This window comes from Halobacillus sp. 12SKB (genome assembly GCF_052941655.1).
In genome coordinates, this window is the sequence record NZ_JBRFWR010000001.1 from 2,192,270 (window position 1) to 2,218,574 (window position 26,305).

General features: G+C 42.6%; 21 protein-coding genes and 1 other annotated feature. Of the genes, 14 read left to right on the forward strand and 7 right to left on the reverse strand.

The features are described from left to right. Positions 1-115: 115 nt before the first annotated feature. Positions 116-3,286, reverse strand: coding sequence for a transglycosylase domain-containing protein (locus tag ACQ4XT_RS10560; protein ID WP_446853644.1), 3,171 nt, complete (start codon positions 3,284-3,286; stop codon positions 116-118). A 120-nt stretch (positions 3,287-3,406) separates the two neighbouring features. Further along, positions 3,407-3,614, forward strand: a binding site (T-box leader). 90 nt (positions 3,615-3,704) lie between these two features. On the opposite strand from ACQ4XT_RS10560, the gene tyrS reads away from it, so the two are divergent. Beyond that, a complete protein-coding gene (tyrS, locus tag ACQ4XT_RS10565; protein ID WP_446853645.1) occupies positions 3,705-4,973 on the forward strand; it encodes a tyrosine--tRNA ligase in 1,269 nt (422 codons plus the stop codon). A 169-nt stretch (positions 4,974-5,142) separates the two neighbouring features. On the opposite strand, the gene rpsD is transcribed toward tyrS, so the two are convergent. After that, positions 5,143-5,745: a 30S ribosomal protein S4 gene (rpsD, locus tag ACQ4XT_RS10570; protein WP_446853646.1), complete on the reverse strand. Its 603-nt coding sequence runs from the start codon at positions 5,743-5,745 to the stop codon at positions 5,143-5,145. Positions 5,746-6,354: 609 nt separating this feature from the next. Between rpsD and ACQ4XT_RS10575 the strand changes: the two genes are divergently transcribed. Beyond that, the gene (locus ACQ4XT_RS10575) at positions 6,355-8,238 is read left to right on the forward strand and encodes a sensor domain-containing diguanylate cyclase (protein ID WP_446855655.1); all 1,884 of its coding nucleotides are present in this window, start codon (positions 6,355-6,357) and stop codon (positions 8,236-8,238) included. Positions 8,239-8,276: 38 nt separating this feature from the next. Here the strand turns inward: ACQ4XT_RS10575 and msrC are convergent, their stop codons facing one another. Next, on the reverse strand, positions 8,277-8,756 hold the full coding sequence (gene msrC, locus ACQ4XT_RS10580) for a free L-methionine (R)-S-oxide reductase MsrC (protein ID WP_446853647.1): 480 nt from the start codon (positions 8,754-8,756) through the stop codon (positions 8,277-8,279). Between the two features lie 121 nt (positions 8,757-8,877). On the opposite strand from msrC, the gene refZ reads away from it, so the two are divergent. After that, complete coding sequence (gene refZ / locus ACQ4XT_RS10585; RefSeq protein WP_446853648.1) at positions 8,878-9,477, forward strand: forespore capture DNA-binding protein RefZ; 600 nt, start codon at positions 8,878-8,880, stop codon at positions 9,475-9,477. Here refZ and hisJ read toward each other — a convergent pair. Beyond that, positions 9,467-10,270: a histidinol-phosphatase HisJ gene (gene hisJ / locus ACQ4XT_RS10590; protein ID WP_446853649.1), complete on the reverse strand. Its 804-nt coding sequence runs from the start codon at positions 10,268-10,270 to the stop codon at positions 9,467-9,469. The two genes, refZ and hisJ, sit on opposite strands and share 11 nt — an antisense overlap. A 159-nt stretch (positions 10,271-10,429) precedes the next feature. Here hisJ and ezrA point away from each other — a divergent pair, with 159 nt between their 5' ends. From ezrA to ACQ4XT_RS10615, 5 genes are all read left to right on the forward strand, one after another. Next, entirely contained in the window at positions 10,430-12,121 is a 1,692-nt protein-coding gene (gene ezrA / locus ACQ4XT_RS10595) for a septation ring formation regulator EzrA (RefSeq protein ID WP_446853650.1), read from the forward strand. Between the two features lie 12 nt (positions 12,122-12,133). Continuing rightward, positions 12,134-12,463, forward strand: coding sequence for a hypothetical protein (locus tag ACQ4XT_RS10600; RefSeq protein ID WP_446853651.1), 330 nt, complete (start codon positions 12,134-12,136; stop codon positions 12,461-12,463). Between the two features lie 119 nt (positions 12,464-12,582). Continuing rightward, positions 12,583-13,722, forward strand: coding sequence for a cysteine desulfurase family protein (locus ACQ4XT_RS10605; protein ID WP_446853652.1), 1,140 nt, complete (start codon positions 12,583-12,585; stop codon positions 13,720-13,722). A gap of 5 nt (positions 13,723-13,727) precedes the next feature. Further along, positions 13,728-14,939: a tRNA uracil 4-sulfurtransferase ThiI gene (thiI, locus tag ACQ4XT_RS10610; protein WP_446853653.1), complete on the forward strand. Its 1,212-nt coding sequence runs from the start codon at positions 13,728-13,730 to the stop codon at positions 14,937-14,939. Between the two features lie 241 nt (positions 14,940-15,180). After that, complete coding sequence (locus ACQ4XT_RS10615; RefSeq protein ID WP_446853654.1) at positions 15,181-16,737, forward strand: amidohydrolase; 1,557 nt, start codon at positions 15,181-15,183, stop codon at positions 16,735-16,737. 258 nt (positions 16,738-16,995) lie between these two features. Here the strand turns inward: ACQ4XT_RS10615 and ACQ4XT_RS10620 are convergent, their stop codons facing one another. After that, positions 16,996-17,799 (reverse strand): NAD kinase, encoded by an 804-nt coding sequence (locus ACQ4XT_RS10620; RefSeq protein WP_446853655.1) that lies wholly within the window; start codon positions 17,797-17,799, stop codon positions 16,996-16,998. Positions 17,800-18,057: 258 nt separating this feature from the next. On the opposite strand from ACQ4XT_RS10620, the gene ACQ4XT_RS10625 reads away from it, so the two are divergent. The 4 genes from ACQ4XT_RS10625 (at position 18,058) to ACQ4XT_RS10640 (ending at position 21,802) form a co-directional block, all read left to right on the forward strand. Further along, on the forward strand, positions 18,058-19,050 hold the full coding sequence (locus ACQ4XT_RS10625; RefSeq protein WP_446853656.1) for a class I SAM-dependent methyltransferase: 993 nt from the start codon (positions 18,058-18,060) through the stop codon (positions 19,048-19,050). Between the two features lie 124 nt (positions 19,051-19,174). Then, on the forward strand, positions 19,175-20,365 hold the full coding sequence (locus tag ACQ4XT_RS10630; protein WP_446853657.1) for an acetate kinase: 1,191 nt from the start codon (positions 19,175-19,177) through the stop codon (positions 20,363-20,365). Positions 20,366-20,458: 93 nt separating this feature from the next. Beyond that, positions 20,459-21,289, forward strand: coding sequence for an EcsC family protein (locus tag ACQ4XT_RS10635; protein ID WP_446853658.1), 831 nt, complete (start codon positions 20,459-20,461; stop codon positions 21,287-21,289). Then, positions 21,290-21,802, forward strand: a complete 513-nt coding sequence (locus ACQ4XT_RS10640) for a MogA/MoaB family molybdenum cofactor biosynthesis protein (RefSeq protein WP_446853659.1) — start codon at positions 21,290-21,292, stop codon at positions 21,800-21,802. A 23-nt stretch (positions 21,803-21,825) separates the two neighbouring features. Here the strand turns inward: ACQ4XT_RS10640 and ACQ4XT_RS10645 are convergent, their stop codons facing one another. Next, positions 21,826-22,290, reverse strand: a complete 465-nt coding sequence (locus ACQ4XT_RS10645) for a universal stress protein (protein WP_446853660.1) — start codon at positions 22,288-22,290, stop codon at positions 21,826-21,828. 251 nt (positions 22,291-22,541) lie between these two features. Next, positions 22,542-23,876, reverse strand: a complete 1,335-nt coding sequence (locus ACQ4XT_RS10650; RefSeq protein WP_446853661.1) for a purine-cytosine permease family protein — start codon at positions 23,874-23,876, stop codon at positions 22,542-22,544. 84 nt (positions 23,877-23,960) lie between these two features. On the opposite strand from ACQ4XT_RS10650, the gene ACQ4XT_RS10655 reads away from it, so the two are divergent. Next, positions 23,961-24,719 (forward strand): SDR family oxidoreductase, encoded by a 759-nt coding sequence (locus ACQ4XT_RS10655; protein ID WP_446853662.1) that lies wholly within the window; start codon positions 23,961-23,963, stop codon positions 24,717-24,719. Between the two features lie 136 nt (positions 24,720-24,855). Next, the gene (ald, locus tag ACQ4XT_RS10660) at positions 24,856-25,974 is read left to right on the forward strand and encodes an alanine dehydrogenase (RefSeq protein WP_446853663.1); all 1,119 of its coding nucleotides are present in this window, start codon (positions 24,856-24,858) and stop codon (positions 25,972-25,974) included. Positions 25,975-26,305 lie beyond the last annotated feature (331 nt).

The following is a 26,305-nucleotide window of genomic DNA, read 5'->3' on the forward strand; positions in this document are numbered from 1 at the left end:
TCATAGATTAATAGATTTTTTTACTAATTTCCTCCATTATACATGAAACCCTGGTTGTTTTTCATGATGAATAAAAAATCCGACCGGCAAGCCGATCGGATTTTTTATTCATTGTTTAATTTTCCTGAGCGTCTGATCCAGAATCATTTCCTCCTGAACCATCGCCAGCTCCTTCTCCAGAGCCGGAGTCGGAACCGGAACCAGAACCATCTCCTCCAGTTCCACCTTCAGATCCATCTCCTCCAGAGTCCTCTCCGGAGTCATTGCCTTCGGATCCACTGTCACCAGAATCATTGTTTCCTGATCCGTCACCACCGTTGGACTCTCCACCATCTGAATTTCCTTCACCATCTCCAGAATCGTTTCCGTTTGAACCGCTGGAGTTATCGTCCCCCTCATTGGAAGATCCGTTATTGGAAGAGTCATTCCCTGAGTTGGAATTTTCTCCAGAATTGTTACCTCCAGAATTGTTAGAAGAGGTATCTTCATCATCTGACGGTTCTGGTGCGCCAGGGTTCCCTACGGTCGTCGTCCCGGATAATCCTGAAGATTGACCGAAGTAATCCACAGCTCTTACAGCATAAATCCCGCTTTCTCCTGAGAAGCCGAGTGAGTTGTCTGTCGTATTTCCGACAAACGTGAATGATCCACCTGGAGTAGAAGCGCGATAGATACGGTATCCTACAACATCGCTACTGGAGGATGATGTCCATGAAAGAGCTGATCCACTAGCACTCACAGAACCTGGTGCGGCTGGTGCTTGTCCATCATTATCAATGGAAGAAGCTGTTGACCCGATACTTCCTGTGGAAGGGAGAGCCACATTGGACCATGCACCTGAATTCGGCAAGAGTTCTCTTAATACTTCAGAACTTGTGTATCCATTTTCTTCTAAGAATTCAGGGCTGAGTGTAACCCCGCCACCATCGATAATAAATTCGCCAGGTGTATTTGGACCTGCTACGACCAGTTGGTCTTTGACACGTACAAAATCACCGCTGATTAAACTGTCATCAACTTTTGTTGGTGCATAGTCGGCGTCGTACAGATCGCTCTTGGCAAGACCGACAGAAGAACATAGATCAGATGCCAGCAATCCTGATGTTGCACAATAAGATCGTGTAACTAAGCCGCCCGGGCTTTGGAATCCACTGTCCGGAACCATTAATTCAGGACGAATTTCGGAAACAGCATTAACGACGTCTGCCCATAAGCCCTGCGTACGCTGGTTGTAATTCAAGCGCTGCATGTTTCCTTCAGCGAAACCTGTCCACATCCCAACCGTGACATTAGGGTTTGTCGCTACAAACCAGGAGTCTCGAGTTGATTGTGATGTTCCGGTTTTTCCGGCCCAGTCAACGCCTCGGTTGTACAGCATACCGCGGACCCTGGAGCCTGTGCCATATTCCAATACATCTCGCATGACATCGATGGTTAGGTAAGCAGCCTGTGGGCTGTATACTTCTGTTTCTTCAACTTCATGTTCATAGATGGTTTCTCCATCTTTTGTTTCGATTTTTTCAATCATGTATGCATCTACGAATTTACCCATGTTTCCGAAGGTTGCATAGGCGTTTACGTTGTTTTCTACTGTAATTCCGTACCTGAGCCCACCAAGTGCCATGGACTCATTCGTGTAGTCATCTTTAACTAAGTTCTCTTCCATTCCCATTTTAACCAGATAGTTTTCTACCGGTTTTTGAGATTGAATTTTTTTGTATTGTTTTACTGCAGGCACGTTATATGATTGAGCAAGAGCATAACGGGCAGAAACAAATCCTCTATGGTTTCTCGAGAAGTTACGAACTTCCTTTCCGCTATCGTAGTAGTAAGGAACATCTGCAATCACAGAGCCAGGTTGAGCTGCTCCCAAATCAAAACTCGGTCCATATACAAGAAGCGGCTTCATAGTACTACCGTTCGAACGGCGGGCCTGAGTTGCGTGGTTTAGGTTTTCTTCTTCAAAATCATATCCTCCGATGAAACCGTAGATCTTGCCTGTAGAGTTTTCAACAATCAGGCTTCCCAGTTGTAAAGGCGATTTAACCTTTTCTTCCTGGCCTTCACTGTTCAATACCGTTTCTTGCCCCCATGGCCAATTTCCTTTCGTATAAGAATCTCTCACTTTCTGCATCGCGTCATAAACTTCTTTGTCTAGTGTTGTATGAATCTGGTAACCACCGGAAGAAAGTTCACGCTCTGCCATAGTGTTATATTCCTCACGTAAGGATTCATCTTCATTGAGGTCTTTTTGTGTGTGGCCATTTTGCTTCATCAAGTGATCTTTGATTAACGTTTTTGCTCGTTTGTGGACTTCTTGGTTAATCGCAGGATAAGTCCCTAGCACAGTCGCTTTTGGATCTGTTAACGTTTCTTCATTAATCTGGAACTTCATCGCTTCATCATACTCTGCCTGAGTGATGTACCCAGCCTCGTGCATACGTTCCAGAACTTCGTGCATCCGGTCGATTCCCGCTTCTAAGTTTTCTGGTTCTTTTATCGTTCCGTCATTATAAAAAGGGGTATATCCGAACGGGGATTGAGGTAATCCTGCAATAAAAGCGGATTGTGCCAATGTTAAGTCTTTGGCATCCACACCAAAAATACCCTGGGCGGCTGTTTGTACGCCTGCCACATTTTGACCATTCGCATTTCTGCCAAAAGGTACGATGTTTAAATAGGCTTCCAATATCTGATCTTTGTCAAGGAATCGCTCAATTCTCAATGCCAGCAGCATTTCCTTGGCTTTACGTTCAAATGACACTTCGTTCGTAAGTATTTGGTTTTTAACCAGCTGCTGGGTCAATGTACTTCCACCTGTTTTTACAGAGGAGTTAGTCACTTCTTGAACAACCGCACGGATGACCGCTTTTGGAACCACACCTTTGTGTTCCCCGAAATATTCATCCTCTGTCGCAATGACAGCATTTCTCAAATCTTCACTGACCTGATCCAGTTGGACCTCCTCACGGTAGAGGTCTGACCTGACGTCACCAATCTCAGTTTTTTCATCATTGAAAAACATGGTCGAGGTCTCTGAATAGTTATAAATCGTTTCTTTCATTTGTTCTTCACTTCTGACCTCTTCATCTTTCACAAGAGAAGCGAAATAGCCGGCGCCTACACCACCTGCGAAGAATAACCCGATAACACCGATGATGATAAAAAATAAGATGACGTTCCATACGACATCATAGGTGATCCGGCCATTTTTCTGGATGGTGCCACTCTGCCATAAAGAGCGTATATCCAGCTTCTTTCGCCCGTTTTCCGGTTTATTAGACATGATAATACCTCCTAAAAAATCCACCAATATTATAACACACCCAGGGGAGATAGGATATAATTCTACCCCTGGTTTATTGCTTTTTGGATTGTGTTGTGATAAATATATACGTAGATGAATATATGTGCGTTGAAGGACTGGAGTAAAAAACAATTCCCTGTCTCAGAGAACCGGCGGCGGGTGAGAGCCGGTACACAATTGTTTTTGAATTACGACCTGGAGCATTCTTCTGGTATGAATCAGAAGACGGTGAAATGCCGTTATCGATCGGAGTGGCACATGATATGTATGTGCAACAAGGGTGGTACCGCGAGACCTCGTCCCTTTATACAAGGGGATGAGGTCTTTTTTGTTTTCAGAAAATTCATCTCTTAGGCCTTAGCACAAGTCTACTTATAACAGATTGAGGAGTGATCCAATGGATATTTTGAAGGATTTGCAACAACGTGGTTTGATCAACCAGATGACAGACGAAGAAGGATTGAAAAAGCACCTTGAAACAGAACAGGTAACGCTATACTGTGGCTTTGATCCGACAGCGGATAGTCTGCATATTGGACATTTGCTTCCAGTTCTCATGTTGAAAAGGTTCCAACAAGCAGGACATCGTCCGATTGCCCTTGTTGGCGGCGGTACTGGAATGATCGGGGACCCGAGTGGCCGCTCAAGTGAAAGGCAGCTGAACAGTGCAGAGGTCGTTCAAGGGTACAGTGAGAGCATCAAAGAACAATTAGCGAGAATCCTTAATTTCGATGAAGGTGAAAATGCAGCGGTTGCGCGAAATAACCATGAGTGGTTATCTCAAATGACCATCATTGATTTCCTTCGGGATACTGGTAAACACTTTGGGATCAACTATATGTTGGCGAAAGATTCTGTAGAGTCCCGCATTGAGCAGGGAATCAGCTATACAGAATTCTCTTACATGATCCTGCAGTCTCTTGACTTCCAACAGTTGTATCAAAAAGAAAATTGCACGCTTCAAATCGGTGGAAGCGATCAGTGGGGGAACATTACAGCTGGTCTTGAACTGCTGAGACGATCTGCCGCAGGAGAAGAAGAAGTGGAAGTCTATGGTTTGACTGTTCCATTGATTACAAAAGCCGATGGATCAAAATTCGGGAAGACAGCTGGTGGGGCGATCTGGCTTGATCCTGAGAAAACGTCCCCTTACGAATTCTATCAGTTCTGGATCAACGCAGATGATCGCGATGTCATCCGCTTCCTGAAGTATTTCACATTCCTGGACTTAGAGGAAATTTCTGAACTTGAAAAAGAAGTAGAAGCTCAACCGGAAAAACGTGTGGCTCAACGTCGTCTAGCTGAAGAAATGACCAAGCTCGTTCATGATGAGGAAGCCTTGAAACAGGCGGAGCGCATTTCTGCTGCTTTATTTAGTGGAGATATCAAGGCTTTATCAGGCGCAGAAATTGAACAGGGATTTAAAGATGTTCCAACTTACAACTCCGACGAAAAAGAACCGCAGCTGCTGGATCTGCTTGTGAACGCAGGCATTTCCTCTTCGAAGCGTCAGGCGCGGGAGGATATCGGCAATGGTGCTGTTTATATTAACGGAGAACGTAATCAGGATCTCAAACATACGATCAGTGAGGAAGATCGTATTGAGGATCGCTTTACGATTATCCGTCGCGGGAAGAAAAAGTACTTCTTGATTAAATTCCAATAACAAAATAAAGAGGCAGGTCGTGGAGGCCTGCCTCTTTTTTATGAACAATTATAGAGAAAAGAAAGGAGAGTACTTTCTTTTCTCTATAATAATTAAGACATAAAAAAGCACCTTTGGAATGTAAATGACATTCCAAAGGTGCTTTGTCGTCATTCTGCAAAAGCAGAAATTAACGAGAGTAGAATTCAACGATAAGAGCTTCGTTGATTTCAGAAGGAAGCTCAGAACGCTCAGGGAAACGAGTGTACGTTCCTTCACGCTTGTCTTCGTCGAAAGTAAGATATTCTGGTACGAAGTTATTTACTTCGATCGCTTCTTCTACGACGTTAAGCTTTTGAGATTTTTCGCGAAGGCTGATCACTTGACCAGGAGCTACGCGGTAAGATGGGATATCAACGCGACCGCCATCTACAGTAACGTGACCGTGAGTAACTAGCTGACGAGCTTGGTTGCGCGTACGAGCTAGACCTAAACGGTAAACGAGGTTATCCAAACGGGATTCAAGAAGCAACATGAAGTTTTCACCGTGGATCCCTTTCATGTTACCCGCTTCTTCAAACAAGCGACGGAATTGACGCTCAGTCAAACCGTACATGAAACGAAGCTTCTGCTTCTCTTGTAGTTGAAGACCGAATTCGGATAGTTTTTTACGTTGGTTTGGACCGTGTTGTCCAGGAGCGTAAGGGCGCTTTTCAAGCTCCTTACCAGTTCCGCTTAAAGAAATACCATAACGACGTGATTTTTTCCAGGTTGGACCTGTATAACGTGCCATAGGAATTTCCTCCTTTTTATTTTATTTTGCATAAAATAAAAACAGTGTGTCCCTTCGGTCATTGCTCATTATGTTTTCATGCACCTTCGCCCCAGCAGCAGAGAGTTACGCGATGCACCTCAAAGCGAGGAACAAAATGATGACAATGGTGGTTCACATAGGCTGCCATTTATTTTACACAACGAATATTGTAATCTTATTAGAGATGGAAGTCAAGGGGTTTGGTTTGAAAAATAAAGATAAGTAGGGATGAAAGGAAAATTGAAAACAGGATCAACATTCTATATGTAAACATTTAGAGCAGAAACTCCCGGCGTAGGTGAGGGAGAGCAATCCCTGAGTCATCTTAAGTACAATTACAAATCAGCAGTAACTTTATATCCTTGTGAAAATCCCCATGCTCTTCTCTATGATGCCAAAGGGATGTTCTCATCAGAAGGAGGGTATAGTTCAATGCTGGATGATTCTGAACATATAGAGATAGAATGATATCATATTGAACATATAGTTAATAATGATATATTTTTTTACATATTGACGGTCGTATTTATGATTAAAGTAATGGTACAATATACTCAAATCGTTTGTTAGGGAAGATAGGTGAGTCGAATGATTGTCCAATCCCTCATAAATAAGAAAATGGAAAAACTACAAAGTCTTTTGTTCCAATATCTTATTTCGGAATCACCCTATACGTATGAACAGTTTGTTGTCAACCTGACTGATAAAATAAAGGAATTTTCACAAGCCTCTTTTTGCGCCATTTATTTGCTGGATGAGTGGAAAGGTCGGTTTCAAATTCATTCAAAGGATGAGGCAGTGAGAGTATCATTGAGAAGCCACTTTTCTTTGGATGATCTATATGCCGAAACGACAATTCAATCAGACGTGTCACATATCATCGACGCGAAATCAACAGGCTCCTCATTAAGAGTTGCTTCCCTCCACTCCGGTGAAACCGTCTATGGATATCTAGTTTTGAAGGAGAAGTCTGCCGTCCGGATGGAGGAGGAGTTACTGCTTGCGATTAGTTCTGAGGTTACAAAGTGTATAAAAAAGTTCGAAGGTTTTTACGCTTCCATGGAGGAAGAGAAAAAGTACGAGTTATTATACAAAATAACTTCTCATTTCCATTCCTCTATTGATACAGATGGAGTGTTAAAAGAGATCATAGACACTTTAAGAAAAACCTATCCAGATTTTCAATACTATTTATTATTGTCGAATGATTATACAAAAGATAACGATCTTCCTGTCCGCGAGCTCACTTACGACATGGATCTTGAGTCAAGTGCAAGTACACAGGCTTATTTAACAGGAGAAGTACAAATGGAAGACCACCTGGTAGAAAAACGTTCCATTCTATATGCTCCTCTTAAAGGGAAACAAGGCATCTATGGAGTCTTGAAGGTTGTGACACCAGGGTACTTGTATTTCCCCAAAAAAGATGTTGAATTTTTCATTTTCATAGCAAACACAGCAGGAAAAGCTCTTGAAAATGCCCAGCTTTATCAGCAATCAAGAAAGTTAAACAGTGATCTGCAATTAATTAATTCCACCTCGCAAAAACTTAACTCCAATATGCGATTAACAGAAAAGATCAGTTATATGGCGCATAAAATTCAGCAGTCTTTTCATGCAGATGAAGTCGGTTTTGTTACGTATGAAGATCTTTCAAGTCACACCGTTCTTGAAGGGAGTACAGAATACTTTGCTTCATCCGACTCAAGCCCACTGGTGCATCATGTGAAAAGAACCATATCCCATCAAGAGGGCCCGCTTTTCATAAGTGATCTGGAGGCGAAGCCGTTTGAACATGTCCTGCCATACCGTTCTCTGATGGCCGTGCCGATGAAAGATCACGAACATTTCAGTGGTCTTGCCATTGTCCTCCATAAAGATCCTTATTTTTTTACATTTGAGTCATTTAAACTTCTTCAATCGCTTGTCGCCCATTCTACACTGGCCTTTGCGAATTCAATCCTGAGAGAGGAGTTGGAGAAGGCGGTCATCACTGATTATCTAACAAAACTTCATTCCAGAGTTCATCTGGACCGGTGTGTGGAACAACATGTTAAGCATGATGAGATCGGTAGTTTGATTCTCTTTGATATTGATAATTTTAAAACCATTAATGACACTTATGGCCATCAGGTTGGTGATGAAGTCATTTGCCAGGTAGCTGATATAATTAAATCTGTCATTGGAGATCAAGGTCTTTCCGCACGGTGGGGAGGAGAAGAACTCGCGGTCTATCTTCCTATGGTTCCATCTGAAAAAGCCCATGATCTAACGGAAACGATCCGTGAAAAGATAGCGGTCTCAACTTCCCCTGCTGTAACGGTTTCCTGTGGAATTGCTCCTTGGAAGGCCGAATGGCTCAGGCCGGACCGGAAGCAAATTGTCCAACAGGCGGATCAAGCCTTATATAAAGCTAAAAGTTCTGGAAGAAATCGCATAGTAACAGCTCATCCAATTATAGAGAGAAGCTAAAAGAAGCCGCTGGAGTGAAAATACCCAGCGGCTTCTTTTTAAATATATTCTTGCAAAGTTTGTACGAATTCGACTAGTTTCTCCTCATCCACTTCATCAAACCTTCCTTTAGAAGGGCTGTCGATATCAAGGACGCCAAAGATTTCACCATTCTTTACAATAGGTACGACAATCTCAGATTGACTTGCCGCATCACAAGCAATATGCCCTGGAAACGCATGGACGTCCTCGATGCGCTGAACTTCATTTTTAGCTACGGCTGTACCACAGACCCCTCTGCCTGATGGGATCCGGACGCAAGCAGGAAGGCCCTGGAAAGGACCAAGAACAAGCTGGCTGTCTTTCCACAAATAGAAGCCGACCCAATTGACATCATCCAGGAACTGATTGAGAAGGGAGGATGCATTGGACAAGTTTGCGATTTGATCTGGTTCGTCCTCGATGAGAGCTTTTAATTGTTTAATGACCAGATCGTATGTTTCATTTTTTGTACCTGTATAAGAAGTTGATTGAAACATCATTATACCTCCTGAACTTATAGTATTCGACAAAAAGAGAATTTTCTGTCGGTATTTGATGGACGATTGCTAGCAGGAAATCCAACAAATGTAGAGAATCTTTTCCTGAGGGGGAAAAATAATGAGCCGACCAAACGTAACGCGTGACAAAGTGTTAGATGTAGCCTGCCGCCTTTTTTACAGCCAAGGTTTCAATGGAACATCTGTCCGAGATATCGCAAAGGCAGCTAATGTCAATGTCTCGTTGATCCATTACTACTTTAAGAGCAAGCAAGGCCTTTTTGAATCGCTCGCTGTAAGCTATTTCGAGCCCTATCTTGAAATGCTGGAAAACGAGCAACCCTCAGAAGGTGAATATCGTCAAAATGAATTAGTGAAAAAAATTCTACATTATAAACAATCAAATTATCAACTATCTTGTTTGTTAAACAGGGAGCTAACGTTAAACACCACGTTTGCAAGAGAAATGCTCGTCACTTACTTGGCGAAAGAGAATCATTTACTTACTCAAATCCTTTTCGATAAAAACTCCCATATTGATGTCACTTTTAAAGAAAAATTATGCCTGCTTCAATTGAAAGGACTTTTAAATGCTCCGTTCATGATGCCGCATGAGTTTAAAGATCCATTTATTACAGACGCTTCTCTCAACCACTTTGTAGAAATGTATAGTGGACTAATGAATGATCATCGTTCCGTTCAGGAGCTTGCTAAAGCTTGAGAATCCGGTGGTCGATTGAGCTGTATCCTTGACCCAGACCTGATGCTGTATGAGCGTCAGAACCGTATATTAAAGGAATGCCCATGGAAGAGGCTTGTCTTGCCATTTGTAATGGCGGATAAGTCTCTTTGCAATGCTCTTTCACGATCCCTGCCCCGTTATAATCAAGGGTATATCCATGATCCTGAACAAGTTGAAGGAACGAATGAGCCTGTTTTTCCCAATTTTCCGGCGCGGGATAAAGGCGTTGGAATTTCTTCACAAGCGTCATATGTCCGACACGGGTTGGTTTGTATTCGCCTAACTCACTTAGTACCGATTGGGTGAGCGTATTGTAGTAGGCTTGGTAAAGTTGATCCACTCCACCGAAATCATGAATCGCTTCTTTATACATGTCCGGGCTGTAGTCGATACAGTACCACTGGCTTTGTCCCCTTAAGAAGTGAACGGACAGGATGCTGTCATCAAGAGAGGGGCCATAGGTATTAAGAAAGCTTTCCACTTCTTTTTCATACCCTTCGATATAATCCACTTCGAACCCTTTTTGAATGTGAATTTCATTATTGTATTCTGCTTTTAGCTGATCGATATCTTTTAAATACTCTTCCACTTGTTGAAAAGACATTCCGCTGTCCTTTTCCGGGACGGGGTCTTCAAATGTGGAAGGAAGTGGTGCGTGTTCTGTAAATGTCATGGAATGATATCCGCATTTTACAGCTTCTTCAATGTAACTTTTAAGGGTGTCTGAAGAGCCGTGGGGGCAATAAGGTGTATGGATGTGACCATCAATCATAGTCGTCTCTCCTTTGCGCTTGAAATTTTTGTCAATATGATAATAAATTTGAAATATTTTAGCCAAAAGGATGTTTTACATGGTATCATTATAAACAACTAAATCACAATTCGGAACGTAATACATCCGTATGGCACGTTTATTGTAAGGAGGCTGTTTATGAAGTACGTCATCGGGGCTATTTTACTACTCATCGCATTGTTCATCATAGGGCTGATTTGGCGGAAAAAGGTCTATGATGAAGTGGATCGCCTGGAAGGTTGGAAAATGGATATCATGAACCGACGCGTCACTGAAGAGTTATCCAAAGTGAAAAGTTTAAACCTTTCTGGTGAGACTCAGGAAAAGTTCGAAGCGTGGCGGGCTCGTTGGGATCAAATTTTGACAAAAGAGCTGCCTGAGCTGGAGGAAGACCTTTTCGATGCAGAAGAAGCGGCGGATCGCTATCGTTTTAAACGAGTAAAAGTCGTTTTGGCAAACACCGAGAAAAAGTTAGTAGCCATTGAGGAAGACATCAAAATGATGCTTCAAGAGTTGGAAGACCTCCTTGATTCTGAAAAGCAAAGCCGTTTGGAAATGGAATCGATGGAGCCGGAATTGAAAGAACTCACCAAACTTCTTATTCAAAATCGTCATCAATACGGCAAAGCGGTCCGTGTTTTTGAACAAAGAGTGGGCGAATTGAAGGATAAGCTCAGTGAATATGAACAATTAACCGAGCAAGGGGATTACATCGAAGCCAATACTCTTGTGCAAACGATACGTCAAGAGACTACACAATTGCAGGAGGATGTCGAGCATTTTCCTGATCGATTGAAACAAGTGAAAATTGAATTACCTGAACAATTGAAAGAGCTGGAAAACGGTGTGGAAGAGATGAAGGCGGAAGGTTACCGTATCTCTCATTTTGATTTCCTTCCAGAGTTACATAATTATGAGCGGTCTCTTGAGGAAATGCTCGTTCAACTGGAGCAGGGAGATCAATCAGGAATGGAAGAAACCCTGGCAGAAATACAGACAAGAATCCAGGAAATGTATCAGCTGCTGGAAAGTGAAGCGGTGGCCCATCATTATGTGGAAAAGGAATTCGTACCGCTTAAAGCTCAGTTGGATGAGTTGGAATATGTTTTGGCAGACACGGAACGGGAACTAGAAGAAATACAACAAACCTATCAAGTGGAGGAAGGACATTTGGATTCTCACCGAAGCTTGAAGAAGTGGTTTAATCAAATGCGTAAACGCGTGACTAGTCTTGATTTCAGGCGGGCAGATGGTGAAACTTCCTATGTCCTCCTCCGCGAAGAGGTTGAAGATACGGAAAAACAATTGCAGGAACTTGAAGAGCAGCACGGGTATTTCCAGGAGCGTGTTCAAAACCTCAGAAAAGATGAACGTGAAGCCAAGCAGAAATTGACGAAAATGGAGAGCCTTCTTTTAGATACTCATCGTAAATTAAAGAGAAGCAATATTCCTGGTATTCCTACCTCTATCTATGAAGATATGAAAGCAGCCAGTCATCAAGTCGATGAGGTATTTCAAAGTCTTGAGGCACAGCCGCTGGATATGGCTGTAGTCAATGAAAAACTGGATGAGGCAATGGAAATGACGGAGCAGTTGAGTGGAGATGCGGAAAAGGTAATGGAAACAGCTCAGCTGGCAGAACGTGTGATTCAATGCGGCAATCGTTATAGAAGCAAATATCCAATCTTAGCAGCGAAACTTCTTGAAGCAGAGGAGAAATTCAGGTCTTATCACTATGATCAAGCACTGACTCTTGCAACAGAAGCCATTAAAGAAGTGGATCCAGCTGCACTGTCCAAGATTGACAAAGAGGAAGAAGTCCTAGTTTAGGAAGTGTCTCATTTGAATAAAAGAATCATCATCGGATTAATTTCAGGAACAGTTCTAATATGGGCAAGTGTTCTTACCGTTGTTATTCAAACTTCAGATATCAGGATGTTGGAAAGCGGGGAACATGGTTTTACTCGGCCTATGACAATGGAAAAACACTTGAATGATCAATCAACCGCTGATTTTTTTGAAAGAATCCAAGGAGTAGAAAATGATACTACAACAATCTTTGGAGGAAAAACGTTGACAAAAGCCTGGGTCAACGATGTTCGTGAAGATGGAAAGCTTAGTATTGATACCCTCCTTAACTCTCTTGAATTTAATGACACCGACAATAGTTAGGAAAAGAGCATCTGCTTAAGGCAGATGCTCTTTTGTTGTTCATAACCAAGTGTTTCATTTGACTTCATGTTATGATAAAATAATGAGCTGCAATTCGAAAATAAAAGGAGTCAGAGCCCATGATTTACCTAGATAACAGTGCTACAACTCATCCGCACTATGAAGTGTTGGAGAGTTTTCAAAAGGTCGCAGACCAATATTTTGCCAATCCTTCATCTGTTCATCGTTTTGGGAGTGAAGCGGAACGTTTATTGGGTCGATCAAGAAAACAAGCGGCCCAGCTATTAAACGTTGAACCGCAGGAAGTGGTTTTCACCTCCGGTGGTACGGAAGGAAATAATATGGCGATTAAAGGGATTGCACTTCAACATCAATCCAGAGGGAAACATTTGGTTACGACTATGATTGAACACCCTTCTGTTATGGAAGCATTCAAGGCACTGGAAACATTGGGTTTTGAAGTCACTTATATAAATGTTGATCAGAACGGGAAAGTTAATCCTGAAGATATTAAGCAAGCATTAAGGGAAGATACGATCCTTGTCAGTGTGATGAGTGTAAATAATGAGCTGGGTACCGTTCAACCCGTGCGGGAAATCGGAGAATTACTCAAGGCTCACCCTAAAGTATTCTTTCATGTCGATCATGTTCAAGGATTAGGAAAAATAGAGCTTTCTGTCAAAGATTGGGGTATTGATCTATGTACCCTTTCTGGTCATAAAATTCATGGATTAAAAGGGACAGGAGCTCTACTCATGCAGAAGCATGTGAGTGTTTTTCCTCTATTGCATGGAGGAAGCCAAGAATCAGAAGTCAGAGCAGGAACAGAAAATCTACCTGGTACAGTAGCGTTTGTAAAAGCTCTAAGACTGCTTCATGAAGATCGCAAACAAAAAGTAAACCACTTAAGTAGAATGAGAGCGATGGTATGGGAAGGGCTCATGAAACGTGACTATTGTAAAATCAATTCACCGGAGGACGGGGCTCCTCATATCATTAATTTTTCCATTACAGGATATAAACCTGAAGTCATTATTCACGCCCTAGGGGAAGAAGGGATCTTCATTTCCACCAAATCTGCCTGTTCTTCCAAACAGCCGGACGTGAGTGCTGTACTCAAGGCATGCAACTTGGATTATGAGCGGACGACTTCGGCCTTGCGTGTCAGTCTTTCTACAAAAAATGAATTCAATGAAATTGAACTGTTCCTGAAGCAATTAGATCAAACAGTTGAAAACTTACAAGCAACGATGGGGTGAACATAATGAATTTCGATCGGATTATGATTCGGTACGGTGAAATGGCGTTGAAAGGGAAAAATAAACGTGCATTTGAACAAAAACTGCAAAGTAATATTGCTATAAAGCTGAGAAAGTATCCAAATACAACGATAAAGAAAACACAAGGACGCATGTTTGTCCTGCTGAATGGGGAAGACCCTCATAAAGTAATGGAAGAATGCCAGGAAGTATTCGGTATTCACAGCCTCAGTTTTGCTGTGATGGTGGAAAAAGAAGAAGAGCAGATGAAAGATGCTGTGATGCTGGCCTTTCATGATGCAAGGAATGCCCGCACCTTCAAAATATCATCAAAACGGACGGACAAAACTTTCCCTATTCCTTCGCAGGAGCTCAACCCTTTATTAGGGGGCCATATCCTCCGTCAAACGGAAGATGTAAAAGTCGATGTGCACAATCCTGATGTTGAAATAAAAGTAGAAGTTCGTCATGAAGGATGTTATGTGACCGCACAAGATTACCCGGGAGCGGGAGGACTGCCTGTTGGTACCACAGGGAAGAGTTTGTTGATGCTTTCAGGTGGAATCGATAGTCCTGTCGCCGGTTATTTGACAATGAAACGTGGGGTTGAAATTGAAGCGATTCATTTTCATTCACCTCCCTACACAAGCGAACGGGCGAAACAAAAAGTCATTGATCTTGCCCAGGCCTTATCCAACTTTGGTTCCAAAGTGAAGATTCATGTCATTCCATTCACAGAAATCCAGCAGAAGATTCATCGTGAAATGCCAGAAGGTTACAGCATGACAATCATGCGCCGTATGATGATGAGAATCAGTGAGCAAGTGGCAGCTAAGAATGAACTTCTTTCCATCACTACTGGCGAAAGCCTAGGGCAAGTAGCCAGTCAGACGATGGAGAGCATGAATACCATTAATGAAGTAACCAATTACCCGATTATCAGGCCGCTTGTTTCAATGGACAAAATAGAGATTATCGATATTTCAAGAAAAATTGGAACATATGAGATTTCTATACGCCCTTTTGAAGATTGCTGTACAGTATTCGTGCCAAAAGCACCTAAGACCAAACCAACAAGAAAAAATGCCAATTATTATGAATCCAATTCAGATTTCACCGAAGATATCGAAAAAGCATTGGAAGATTCCTATACCATTGAAGTCTCCCCTGATCGTCAATCGGGTCAAAAAGACGAAGAATTCGATGATTTACTGTAGATTATATTAACTCTGGTCTCTAAGACCAGAGTTTTTTATTGTCCAGGAAATAATGAAAGGTTACATTTTGGTTTAAGTCAGATAGAACTTTAACATCTCGATGCCGTAGCACTGATACTCACATTAGTTCGTTTAGTAGCTTGTACTTCATTTCTTGCCACATATCGATTATGGTATAGATAAAAGGAAGAAAGAGGGAGTGTTAAAAGTGAAGCTCTGGTATGGTGGAAAAATATATACGATGAAAAAAGAAGGAGAATGGGTGGAAGCGGTCGTGACCTCCGAGGGGAAGGTGAAAGCAGTTGGCGATACACAACGGTTATATCAAACCTACAAAGATCAAATAAAGGAAGAACACGATCTAAAAGGGGCTGTCATGTACCCGGGATTCACGGATAGTCATTTACACATCATTGGCCACGGAGAACGTCTGCTGAGGCTGGACCTTTCATTTATGAAATCTGCAGAAGAAGTGAAACAGGCGTTGCAACAGCACGCAGAACAACTGCCACCTGGAGAATGGATCATTGGGGATGGTTGGAATGAAAATCAATGGGAAGAAAAACGCATCATACATAAAGATGAGCTTGATGAAATTTCTTCCGAACATCCTATGATGCTGACAAGGGTGTGCCGACATGCCTTATTAGCGAACACAAAAGCAATGACCATGGCTGGAATTAAGAAAGACACCAAAGACCCTCAGGGAGGCGTAATCGTAAGGGACGAACATGGAGAAGCGACCGGGTTCTTTCATGATCAGGCGCAGGAACTTATTAAAGGGGCCATGCCTGAAGTGACGCCTGAGTATCTGAGAAAAGCTACGGATTTAGCTGTTAAGGATATGCATTCTTTTGGTCTTGTAGGCGGTCATAGTGAAGACTTGAATTATTATGGGGGTTTTAAAAAAACGTACGATGCGTTCCTAAATGTGATTGACGGTAAGGAAACGAAATTCCGTGCCCACCTATTGATCCATCACGGTGTCATTGAACAGGTAGATCAAGAAAAACTAGGGTTCAAAAAAGGGACGGACTTTGTGGAATTAGGAGCTTTGAAAATTTTCTCTGATGGAGCATTAGGCGGAAGGACGGCATGGTTAAAAGATGCGTATGCAGATGATCCGGAAAACCATGGTGTGGCCATTCACACTACTGAAGAGCTTGATCACCTTGTAAAAGAAGCAAGAAAAAGAGATATGCCGGTTGCTGTACACGCCATTGGTGACGGAGCTGTTGAAGCGGTGGCGAATGCCATTGCGTCTAATCCTCTGAAAAACGGGGAACGTGATCGTATTATTCATGCACAAATTCTAAGCCCTGCGTTAATTCATCAATTGCAGCGCTTAAATATCGTTTTGGATATTCAACCAACCTTTGTTGCTTCTGACTTCCCGTGGGTCATAGAACGTCTGGGAAACTTAAGGTTAAAGAATTCTTATTCCTGGAAAACGCTGCTTGATGCGGGAATTAAATGTGCTGGAGGATCGGATGCCCCTATAGAAGAGATTAACCCTTTGCTGGGTATCCGAGCAGCTGTAGACAGAAGGGCCTCCTATGATCACGCTGTCTATCAGGCAGAAGAGAAGCTGAGCGTTTATGAAGCCATTTCCCTTTATACGAAAGGGAGTGCTCAAGCGATATACAAGGAGAATGAACAAGGGATGATTCAGGAAGGGTTCCTTGCTGACTTTACCGTCTTAGATAGAGATCTTTTTGCTCTTAAATCTCATGAACTCGCAGACGCAACGGTTACGATGACCGTTGTAGACGAAGACATTGTCTACCAACGCTCCTAATCGCTCAGCAAAACAAGTTATTAAACGATATGGCAGGATAGTGTAAGACTTGATTATTAGATGTTTCGGGGTTCGTTGCTTGGGATGAGCGTCAGGGGTGGCTGGGAAGCAAGTTATCCTCCGCAGCCCCGAATCTCTAACACTAAAGTCTCGAAACTGAGTCTTCCACAAACAAGAGCTTATCTATAATAGGGACATTTTATACTAAAAAGGAACTTCCGATGTGTCGGAAGTTCCTTTTTTTAGGTGCTGACGATATTACAGGAACGTACGTTTAACGCGGTCCCAGTACGTATTGTTTTTTAGTTTGACCGTCTTAATGACGTTCTCACTGAGATTGATGGTAACGTCGTGAATATTACGGATGGAAAAAGCCTCGTTATCCATGCCAATAATCGGATAATCATTTCCATCTTGGCGGACTTTGAGCTTGAGAGACCGTTCCCCACTTAAAATAAAGGAAGAGCCTAGCGTACGGTAGCGGTTATTGTTAAGAGAAGCAAGCTCACTAATTTGGAAGCACGGAAGCTTCGGATCTACGACCGCACCGTTAATGGATTTATTGTAAGCGGTGCTTCCAGTAGGAGTGGCAATAATTAAGCCGTCTCCACGGAAGGTTTCAAAATGCAAGTCATCAATGTGGACATCAATGACAATTGACTTGATCAACGTGGAGCGGACGCTGCATTCATTTAAACACATGAAGGTGGATTCATCATTAATTGTTGTTTCAATAACTGGGAAGCGGCGTACTTCCACTTCAGAATTCTTCATCGCATCAATCATTTCATCGTGGTCATCGATGTCGAAGTCACAGTAAAGACCTGCTTCATGGCCGGTTCTAATTCCTACATAAAGGCAGTCCTGTCGGAACCCCGTTTTGCGGACAGCCTGCAAGAAGGTGCCGTCGCCACCTACAGCGATGATGATGTTGGCATCTGTGGAATCCTCGACAATATGAAAATCATTGTCGCGTGCAAGTTGGAATAAGGATTCCAATTTATCATTTAGTTCTTCGGTTTGTTGATAAAAAAAGTATAAATTTCTTCGTTGGTCGTTCATCAAGCATCCTCCTTTTATGTATAGCTTGATGTCATTTTATCATTTCATCCTTGAAACCGCACACAATTTTCAAACAAATCGGGAAAGTTTAACATTGTTGAATTGAAGGGTGGAATTCGATATGGTGGATATAGATGAAAACGTAAATGAAGGTTGGCGCATCATGTTTGCTTCAAACAGCTGCGCCAATTTCTTTTGAGATGGTCCTATAATTTTCACCAAGTGTGAAAGCATGATTTTATTTTAAGGAGAATGATTATGAAGCAGGAACAAGTGGAAAAACTATTTCAATGGATCGATGATACTTCAACGGTTATATCTGAAGACTTGAATATCACTTATTTAGAAGCGATTGCAGAAACGATGGATGTTCTGTTCAATGGACAGCCTTTTGACGATATGGGAGATTCTTTGCAGACCTTTCTCACGAATGAACTGCTGAAAGTGAAAAAAGAAGAGTTCGAAAAAGAAGAAATACGAAAAGCGGTTCAACTTGCCATCCTAAAAGGAATGAAGGGAGCCACTCAGCAGCAGCACCTCATCACACCAGACTCGGTGGCTATGTTTATGGGTTATCTGGCTTCTAAGTTGTTCGAAGGAAAAGAAAGCTTGAAACTCTTTGATCCAGCTTCGGGAAGCGCAAATTTAATGACCTCTGTTATGAACCAGCTGGATATGTCGCTGCAAGCATATGCCAGTGAAGTAGACCCTACTCTCATACAGCTTGCCGTTGCGAATGCCAATCTGCAAAAAAATGAAATTGAATTCTTTCATCAGGACAGTCTGGCCCCTTTCTTAATGGAACCTGTGGATTTTGTGATGGCTGATCTACCTGTCGGTTATTATCCGGATGACGCTCAAGCAGAAAGATATAAGCTTAAAGCGGATGAGGGCTTGTCCTATGCCCATCACCTGTTTATTGAACAAGGATTGAATTATACAAAAGAAGGCGGCTTCCTTATGTTCATCGTGCCGAACTTCCTTTTTGAGAGTGAGCAGTCAAAGGCGCTGAATGAATTCTTACGTGAGCATGCTCACATCGTGGGAATGCTTCAGCTTTCCGATAGCTTATTTAAAGATGAAAAGCATGGAAAGAGCATTTTAATTTTACAGAAAAAAGGTCAAGAAACGAAGGCGCCGAAGCAAGCATTGTTGGCCAAGCTTCCTTCCTTTAAGAATCCGAATGGAATGGCGGATATCCTTGCTCAGATGAACCAATGGTTTGATGAATATAAAAGAACGCAATTGTGAGAAAATAACGAATATAACAAGTAAACGTTATCATAGCTCAACGACCTTGAAATCGATGATAACGGGTGATTAAATAGTAGTGGTAGAAAATTACGAACCTATATTTTTAAGGGGATGAGCAACGTTGAGTAATAAAATTCTTGCTATAAATGCAGGTAGTTCATCACTGAAATTCCAACTGATTGAAATGCCTGAAGAAAATGTAATTACCAAAGGTCTAGTCGAGCGTATCGGCTTGAATGATGCTGTATTTACAATTGAAGTAAATGATGAAAAAGATGAAACCGTAACAGATATCCCTGATCATGGAGAAGCTGTAAAAATGCTTCTTGATAAATTGACTGCGAATGGAATCATCGACTCTCTTGATGAGATCAATGGAGTGGGTCACCGTGTCGTTCACGGAGGCGAGCGTTTCAGCGAATCTGTACTCATCACGGATGAAGTCATCCAAGAAATCGAAGAAGTATCCGACTTGGCTCCATTGCATAACCCTGCAAACTTGACTGGCATCAACGCTTTCCGTGAAGTGCTGCCGAATGTACCTCATGTAGCTGTATTTGATACGGCATTCCACCAGTCTATGCCCGAACAGTCTTACCTGTACAGCCTGCCATATGAGTATTATGAAGACTATGGCATCCGTAAGTATGGTTTCCATGGTACTTCCCACAAGTATGTTTCTGAACGTGCTGCTGAGATGTTGGGACGCCCGGTGGAAGAGCTTCGACTTCTATCATGCCACCTGGGAAATGGTGCTAGTATTGCAGCCATCGAAGGCGGCAAGTCCATTGACACATCCATGGGCTTCACACCACTTGCTGGGGTTACAATGGGGACGCGCTCTGGTAACATCGACCCTGCATTGATTCCATTCATCATGGAGAAGACAGGTAAAACAGCGAATGAAGTCATGAATGTATTGAACAAAGAAAGTGGTATGCTTGCGCTTTCCGGATTCTCCAGTGACTTGAGAGATATTGAAAAGCGTGCAGAAGATGGGGATGAGCGTGCCGAACTTGCTCTTGAAGTCTTTTCCGCTCGTATCCACAAATATATCGGTTCTTACGCTGCACGTATGCACGGCATCGATGGAATTATCTTCACCGCTGGTGTAGGTGAAAACAGTGTTACGATGCGTGAGCGTGTGTTGAAAGGTCTTGAGTTCATGGGCGTGTACTGGGACCCTGCTCTTAACAAAGTTCGTGGCAAAGAAGCATTTGTAAACTACCCTCACTCCCCTGTGAAGGTCATGATTATTCCGACAAACGAAGAAGTCATGATTGCTCGTGACACCGTTGAAAAAGGACTATAAAAGGAAAAAGCAATCGCACCTAGGTGCGATTGCTTTTTTTTGAGCTTTCAGTCTACAATATATGGTAAGGAACAAAGACGAGGAGGGAGCGCTTTGTCACACCAAAGAATCCGTACGGAATTAAAGACATGGTTAGAGCAATACCAGCAGTATCAGCCGAATGATTTTGAGATGGTTTATGATCATTGGGTTCAACAAAGCTTGATGAATGTAGATCCTCAGGTGAAAAAAGCATTTTTCTCAAAATTAGATGCCTGGTTTTTCCATACTCATGCTTTTTTGCAAGGAACTTCTTATCAATATGAGGCCAGAAAACGAATCTTAACGGTGGGGAGGATTTTTTCAAATCAGATTGAAAAAATCGAAGATATGGAGAAAGAGCTGACCGTAGAACAGTTGACCTACATAGCCGAGCAGCAGATGGCTCGGGGGCGGCTTTATTCTTTTGCGCAGGGTGGCTTGACAGGGGCCGGTGGCTGGCTTTTCTTAGGAATGGATTATCCTTTAATGATGTTAATGAATATAAGAGCCATCCAGCTGATTGGTCTAACATTTGGCCATGAGATGAACCACCCCTACGAAATGATGATCTCCCTCAAAGTTTTTCATGCTGCTACCTTGCCGAAAAGACTAAAAGCAAGTGCTTGGAATGAGTTAATGGAAGAAGTGAAAAAGAAAGAACATCCTTTTATCTTTGCAGGAGAGGATCAATTGACTGATGAAGGTTGGATGGAACAACCGATGAAACAATGTTTCAAATCCCTATTCATCCTCATGTTCAGAAAAAAGCTTGTTCAAGGTCTTCCATTCATCAGTATCGCAATAGGTGCTTATTCAAACTATCATTTAACAAAACAAGTGACAGAGTTCGCTATGAAGTTTTATCAATATCGTCACCTTATGAACAAGGAAGGAGCGTCTTGATTGGCTGTTGAAGAACATAAAACAAGCGCTAGGGATTCAATTTCCTGCCTTGTGCTCACAGTGAGCGACACCCGTACAGAAGAAACGGATAAAAGTGGTAAGCTGATGATCGATAAGCTTACGAAGGAAGGACACACGGTAGGGGCATACCATATTGTGAAAGATGAGCAAAGTCAAATTCATGACTATGTGAAGCGGGGAGTGGATCACCCGGATATTGATGCAGTCTTACTAAACGGAGGGACTGGGGTGGCCAATCGGGATGTAACGATCGAAGTGATTGAAAACATGCTGGATAAAGAGATGCCTGGTTTTGGAGAAATCTTCCGAATGCTCAGCTACACAGAGGATATCGGATCAGCGGCAATTTTATCCCGGGCCATCGCAGGTGTATCAGGACGAACGGCTGTTTTCTCTACCCCGGGTTCTTCTGGTGCTGTCAAACTCGCGATGGATCGATTAATCCTTCCTGAACTTTCACACGTTGTTGGAGAACTGAATAAAGACAAATAAAAGAGCCCTTGATCAGGGCTCTTTTATTTGTCTTGGCTTTCTTCTGTGTCATCCGGTCGCACAACAAGCACATCGCAGGTAGCGTATCTTGTGATGTGTTCGGATACACTACCGATAAAGAAACGTTCCATCGCATTCAAGCCTGTTGCACCGCAGATGATCAGGTCAGCATTATATTTCGGAGCGACATCTTTAGCAATTTTTACTTTTGGAGAACCGTATTCAATGTCAACCACTACATTCTTCACACCGGCTTTTTCTGCTTTTTCCTGGTAGTCATTTAATAATTCGGTCGCATATTGTTCCGCGCGGATCGCAAGGGAACGATCATAGGCTTCTACGGTCGCAAAGGCTCGTGTATCCACCACGTGAGCTAAAACCAGTTTCGCCTCATTCCGGTTTGCGATGTCAATGGCTTTATTGAATGCCACTTCTGCCGTTACAGAACCGTCGACCGCCACAACAATATCCTTATATTCAAAAGTCATGCTGGATGCCTCCTCTCTTTTCTATATCATTATTATATCATGCCCGTTTATTGGATAGACGGACGAATCGTGCATAATTATAACAATTTTGCGAAAAGTAAACAGGGAGGTGGTCACATGAAGAAACCGAAAAATCCAATCCAAAGAGAAAAAGAAACAGAACAGGATCAGCAACTCATGCAGTCCATGAATGAAAGTTACCAATCTGGAAGTAAGAAAAAAGATAAGCGCTAATAAAAGCCCCAACAGCTTTATGCTGTTGGGGTCCTTGATTTATCTTTCTTTTTTAAAAACGGGTAAATCGTGAAGATCAACAAGAACGTTAAGAATCCCGGAGACCATGATTCAGGAAGAAAGAAATAAAGAAGGCTACCTGCCACAATCGCTCCCATGGCCAGACTGTTCACATACCGTGGCTTCGTTAAGAGAATCAGATCTTCTTCGTCCAAATGAATTCTTTTTACAATGAGGTAATCACTGCAAATAACAGCTGAGATTGGAATGATTAACCCACCAAGCAAAGAGATGAATGATTCGGCTTCATTTACAAGGGTGGGAAAACCACTTAGGAGCACACCTACTGAGCCGAAAACAACGGCCGCTTGAACTCTTGAGAGTTTTGGGAAGGTATTCAAAAGGCTGAATCCTCCTGTGTACGCATTACTGACATTAATGCTGACCATAGAAATGATGGCGGTTGCAGTAATAATCGCTATAAGAAGCGGGGAATTCGTCAACTCAGTGGATGATACATATGGGTTGATATCGTGAAAGAGATAGGCGGATGCACACCCGATGACCGCTGTTATAAAGAAGCCGAGTCCATTTCCAATTAGTAGTCCATAAAAACCATGAGAAGGGGTTTTTGCATACCTTGTCATATCCGCTGATGCACTTACGCCTGATACATACTGCACAAAAGCAAGGCTCGCAAAGAATAACATGGAGGAGAAAGACCCTTCCAACCCCCCCTTTTGAAGCAACATCAGTGAATCAGGTGTGTGATTTGTAGTAAAGTAAACATACAAGATCGTTGCTTCACCGATGAGTAATAAAGGTAAAAAATAGCTCATGGCTTGTTTTACCGCATCAAAACCAACAATGGCAAGTGTAACCATGAGGATGGAAAGAGGAATTGAATAAACCCAAAATGGAAGTTCTATACCTGTTAAACGTAACATCAATTGTTGGATGACATATGTACCACCAATGGTTTGTACACTGAACCAATAAAGAGAAGTGAGACTTCGAATCGGTGCGGATAAAAAACGGGTCCCATTAACTCCAAGAATGGTACGTAACGCATATTGCGCCGGGATGCCGAGTCTTGCACCTGGTAAGGATAAAAATGATACAAGTAAGAAGCCGAGGATTGCCCCGATGCTTGTGGAGATGACACCTGTCCAGAAGGAAAGTCCACCTTCCAACACAGCCAGTGCGGGAACAAGAAAGTTACCTGCGTTGGCAGCTATGGCAATCTGAATGAAAGCAAAGCGGTACCAGGGTGTATCCCGTCTCTCAGCAGGGACAGCTTCTAAACCATATTGTTCAATCACACGTTTCCGTGGTGCATAAGCTTTCAACACATTCACGTCCTTTCTGACCCAATCATTGTACAGAAAGGTGACTCAAGTGTAAATGAAAATGGAGACTTAAGGAGGTTTGGTCAGATGAGACATGCATTGATTACAGCCGGGACCAAAGGGCTTGGCAGGAAAGTAGCCGAACACATGTTGAAACAAAATCATTCCATTACCGTTACATATAGAAATGATGAAGCCAAAGCCCTCTCTTTACTCGATGATTTCCCGGGTGATCATGACAGAATACAAATCATACAGGCTGATGTGACGGTTAAAGAAGACGTCCATCGCCTTACAGAAAGTGCACTGAATCGTTTTGGAAGAGTAGATTATCTAATCAACAATGCAGGGCCTTATATTTTTGAACGAAAAAAGCTGATGGACTACACAGAGGAGGAGTGGAACTCGATGATTCGAGGGAACCTTGATGCAGTGTTTTACCTTATGAAAGCCGCTGTTCCTCATATGAGGAAGCAGAATTTCGGCAGAATCATTAATTATGGGTTCCAAGGTGCACAATCTGCTTCAGGATGGATCTATCGCTCTGCTTTCGCTGCAGCAAAAGTTGGACTTGTATCCCTGACTAAAACCATTGCCTATGAAGAAGCAGAATATGGTATCACATCAAATATGATATGTCCGGGAAACATAACAGGAGAGTGGAAGGAAGCGTGCATTGAGAAGAGCCGAAAAAGTAAAGATGAAGAAACGCCAATAGGGCGTCCTGGAACAGGGGAAGATGTGGCACGAACCATTGCTTTTTTATGTGAAGAGGACTCGGATATGATTACGGGTACGATCTATGAAGTCACCGGAGGATTAGACGTTATACACAGACACCGGTAATGGGTGAGGAATTTGTCAATCCTGGAGTGTTTTCATCACATGTAAAAGATTTGGTACAATGGGAAGGCTTTCTTTTGTTATTAGTTGTTTTGTTTGAGACCCATTACGAGAAACAGCATAAGGAGGTAGGCTTGCGGTGAAGATAGGTGTACCCAAAGAAGTGAAAAATAATGAGAACCGTATAGCAATGACGCCAGCAGGAGTTGTCAGTTTAACTAATGCAGGACATGAAGTGTTTGTAGAAACAGGTGCAGGATTAGGCTCAGGATTCACTGATGATCAATACAAAGAAGCAGGTGCTGCAGTCGTTGAGTCAGCTCAGAAAGCATGGAGTCAGGAAATGGTCATGAAAGTGAAAGAACCTGTTCCGGAAGAGTACGATTATTTTTATGAAGGTTTAATCTTATTCACTTATTTACACTTAGCGCCGGAATCTGAATTGACGAAAGCTCTCGTAAAAAAGAAAGTAATCTCAATTGCATACGAGACCGTCCAATCACCGAATGGATCATTACCGCTTTTAACACCGATGAGTGAAGTAGCAGGAAGGATGGCTTCCCAAATTGGTGCCCAATACCTTGAAAAGTCAAAAGGTGGAAAAGGAATTCTGTTAGGAGGCATCCCGGGTGTAAGACGCGGAAGAGTCACTGTTATCGGTGGAGGCGTTGTAGGTACAAATGCAGCTAAGATTGCCATGGGACTTGGAGCTGATGTCACCATCATTGACCTGAACCCTGAACGATTGCGTCAGCTTGATGATATTTTTGGTTCTGATATCAACACGTTGATGTCGAACCCGCTTAATATTCAAGAAGCCTTGGAAGAGTCCGATCTAGTTATTGGAGCTGTTCTTATTCCAGGGGCTAAAGCGCCAAGCCTTGTTACTGAAGATATGGTCAAATCAATGAAAGAAGGATCTGTCATTGTGGATGTAGCCATTGATCAGGGAGGCATTTTCGAAACGACCGATCGGATAACCACTCATGATGACCCTACTTATGAAAAGCATGGGGTCCTTCATTATGCAGTAGCAAACATGCCGGGTGCCGTTCCAAGGACGTCTACAATCGGGTTAACGAATGTAACCGTTCCTTACGCTCTTCAGTTAGCGAATAAGGGATATGTGAGGGCGTGTCAGGAAAATGAGGCGCTTTATAAGGGATTAAACACGCTTGGAGGACATGTGACCTACAAAGCGGTCGCTGAAGCTCAAGGTCTTGAATATACAGATGCCAAGCAACTTTTTAATAAATAATGATTTAAAAAAGCGAGGACTTTACGTCCACGCTTTTTTCATAGTCTTAAACCATTCTTACGCCATATAGCAGGATTGTGGAAGATTTGATTTCGCTACTTTTGTTGAGTGGGTGGGGGCTGCGGGGAATAACTCGCTTTCCGCGGGAGCGCGATGAGCCTCCTCAGGCTGACGCCTTGCGGGGTCTCACCAAGCACTCTTTTCCCGCAGGAGTCTCGTCATTCCCCTCCGCCCCTTTGCTATATCAGTGTCTCGAAACCACTTCCCGAATAATCAGCTTTTCAGCTTGATGAGAGGATTAGGATACAACTCCATGCCTAGGTATCTGAAT

What these genes read in the sequence shown, in the direction of transcription:
- ACQ4XT_RS10560 (WP_446853644.1), bottom strand. Translation starts at nt 3,286, where the DNA reads ATGTCTAATAAACCGGAAAACGGGCGAAAGAAGCTGGATATACGCTCT.
- tyrS (WP_446853645.1), top strand. Translation starts at nt 3,705, where the DNA reads ATGGATATTTTGAAGGATTTGCAACAACGTGGTTTGATCAACCAGATG.
- rpsD (WP_446853646.1), bottom strand. Translation starts at nt 5,745, where the DNA reads ATGGCACGTTATACAGGTCCAACCTGGAAAAAATCACGTCGTTATGGT.
- ACQ4XT_RS10575 (WP_446855655.1), top strand. Translation starts at nt 6,355, where the DNA reads ATGATTGTCCAATCCCTCATAAATAAGAAAATGGAAAAACTACAAAGT.
- msrC (WP_446853647.1), bottom strand. Translation starts at nt 8,756, where the DNA reads ATGTTTCAATCAACTTCTTATACAGGTACAAAAAATGAAACATACGAT.
- refZ (WP_446853648.1), top strand. Translation starts at nt 8,878, where the DNA reads ATGAGCCGACCAAACGTAACGCGTGACAAAGTGTTAGATGTAGCCTGC.
- hisJ (WP_446853649.1), bottom strand. Translation starts at nt 10,270, where the DNA reads ATGATTGATGGTCACATCCATACACCTTATTGCCCCCACGGCTCTTCA.
- ezrA (WP_446853650.1), top strand. Translation starts at nt 10,430, where the DNA reads ATGAAGTACGTCATCGGGGCTATTTTACTACTCATCGCATTGTTCATC.
- ACQ4XT_RS10605 (WP_446853652.1), top strand. Translation starts at nt 12,583, where the DNA reads ATGATTTACCTAGATAACAGTGCTACAACTCATCCGCACTATGAAGTG.
- thiI (WP_446853653.1), top strand. Translation starts at nt 13,728, where the DNA reads ATGAATTTCGATCGGATTATGATTCGGTACGGTGAAATGGCGTTGAAA.
- ACQ4XT_RS10615 (WP_446853654.1), top strand. Translation starts at nt 15,181, where the DNA reads ATGAAAAAAGAAGGAGAATGGGTGGAAGCGGTCGTGACCTCCGAGGGG.
- ACQ4XT_RS10620 (WP_446853655.1), bottom strand. Translation starts at nt 17,799, where the DNA reads ATGAACGACCAACGAAGAAATTTATACTTTTTTTATCAACAAACCGAA.
- ACQ4XT_RS10625 (WP_446853656.1), top strand. Translation starts at nt 18,058, where the DNA reads ATGAAGCAGGAACAAGTGGAAAAACTATTTCAATGGATCGATGATACT.
- ACQ4XT_RS10645 (WP_446853660.1), bottom strand. Translation starts at nt 22,290, where the DNA reads ATGACTTTTGAATATAAGGATATTGTTGTGGCGGTCGACGGTTCTGTA.
- ACQ4XT_RS10655 (WP_446853662.1), top strand. Translation starts at nt 23,961, where the DNA reads ATGAGACATGCATTGATTACAGCCGGGACCAAAGGGCTTGGCAGGAAA.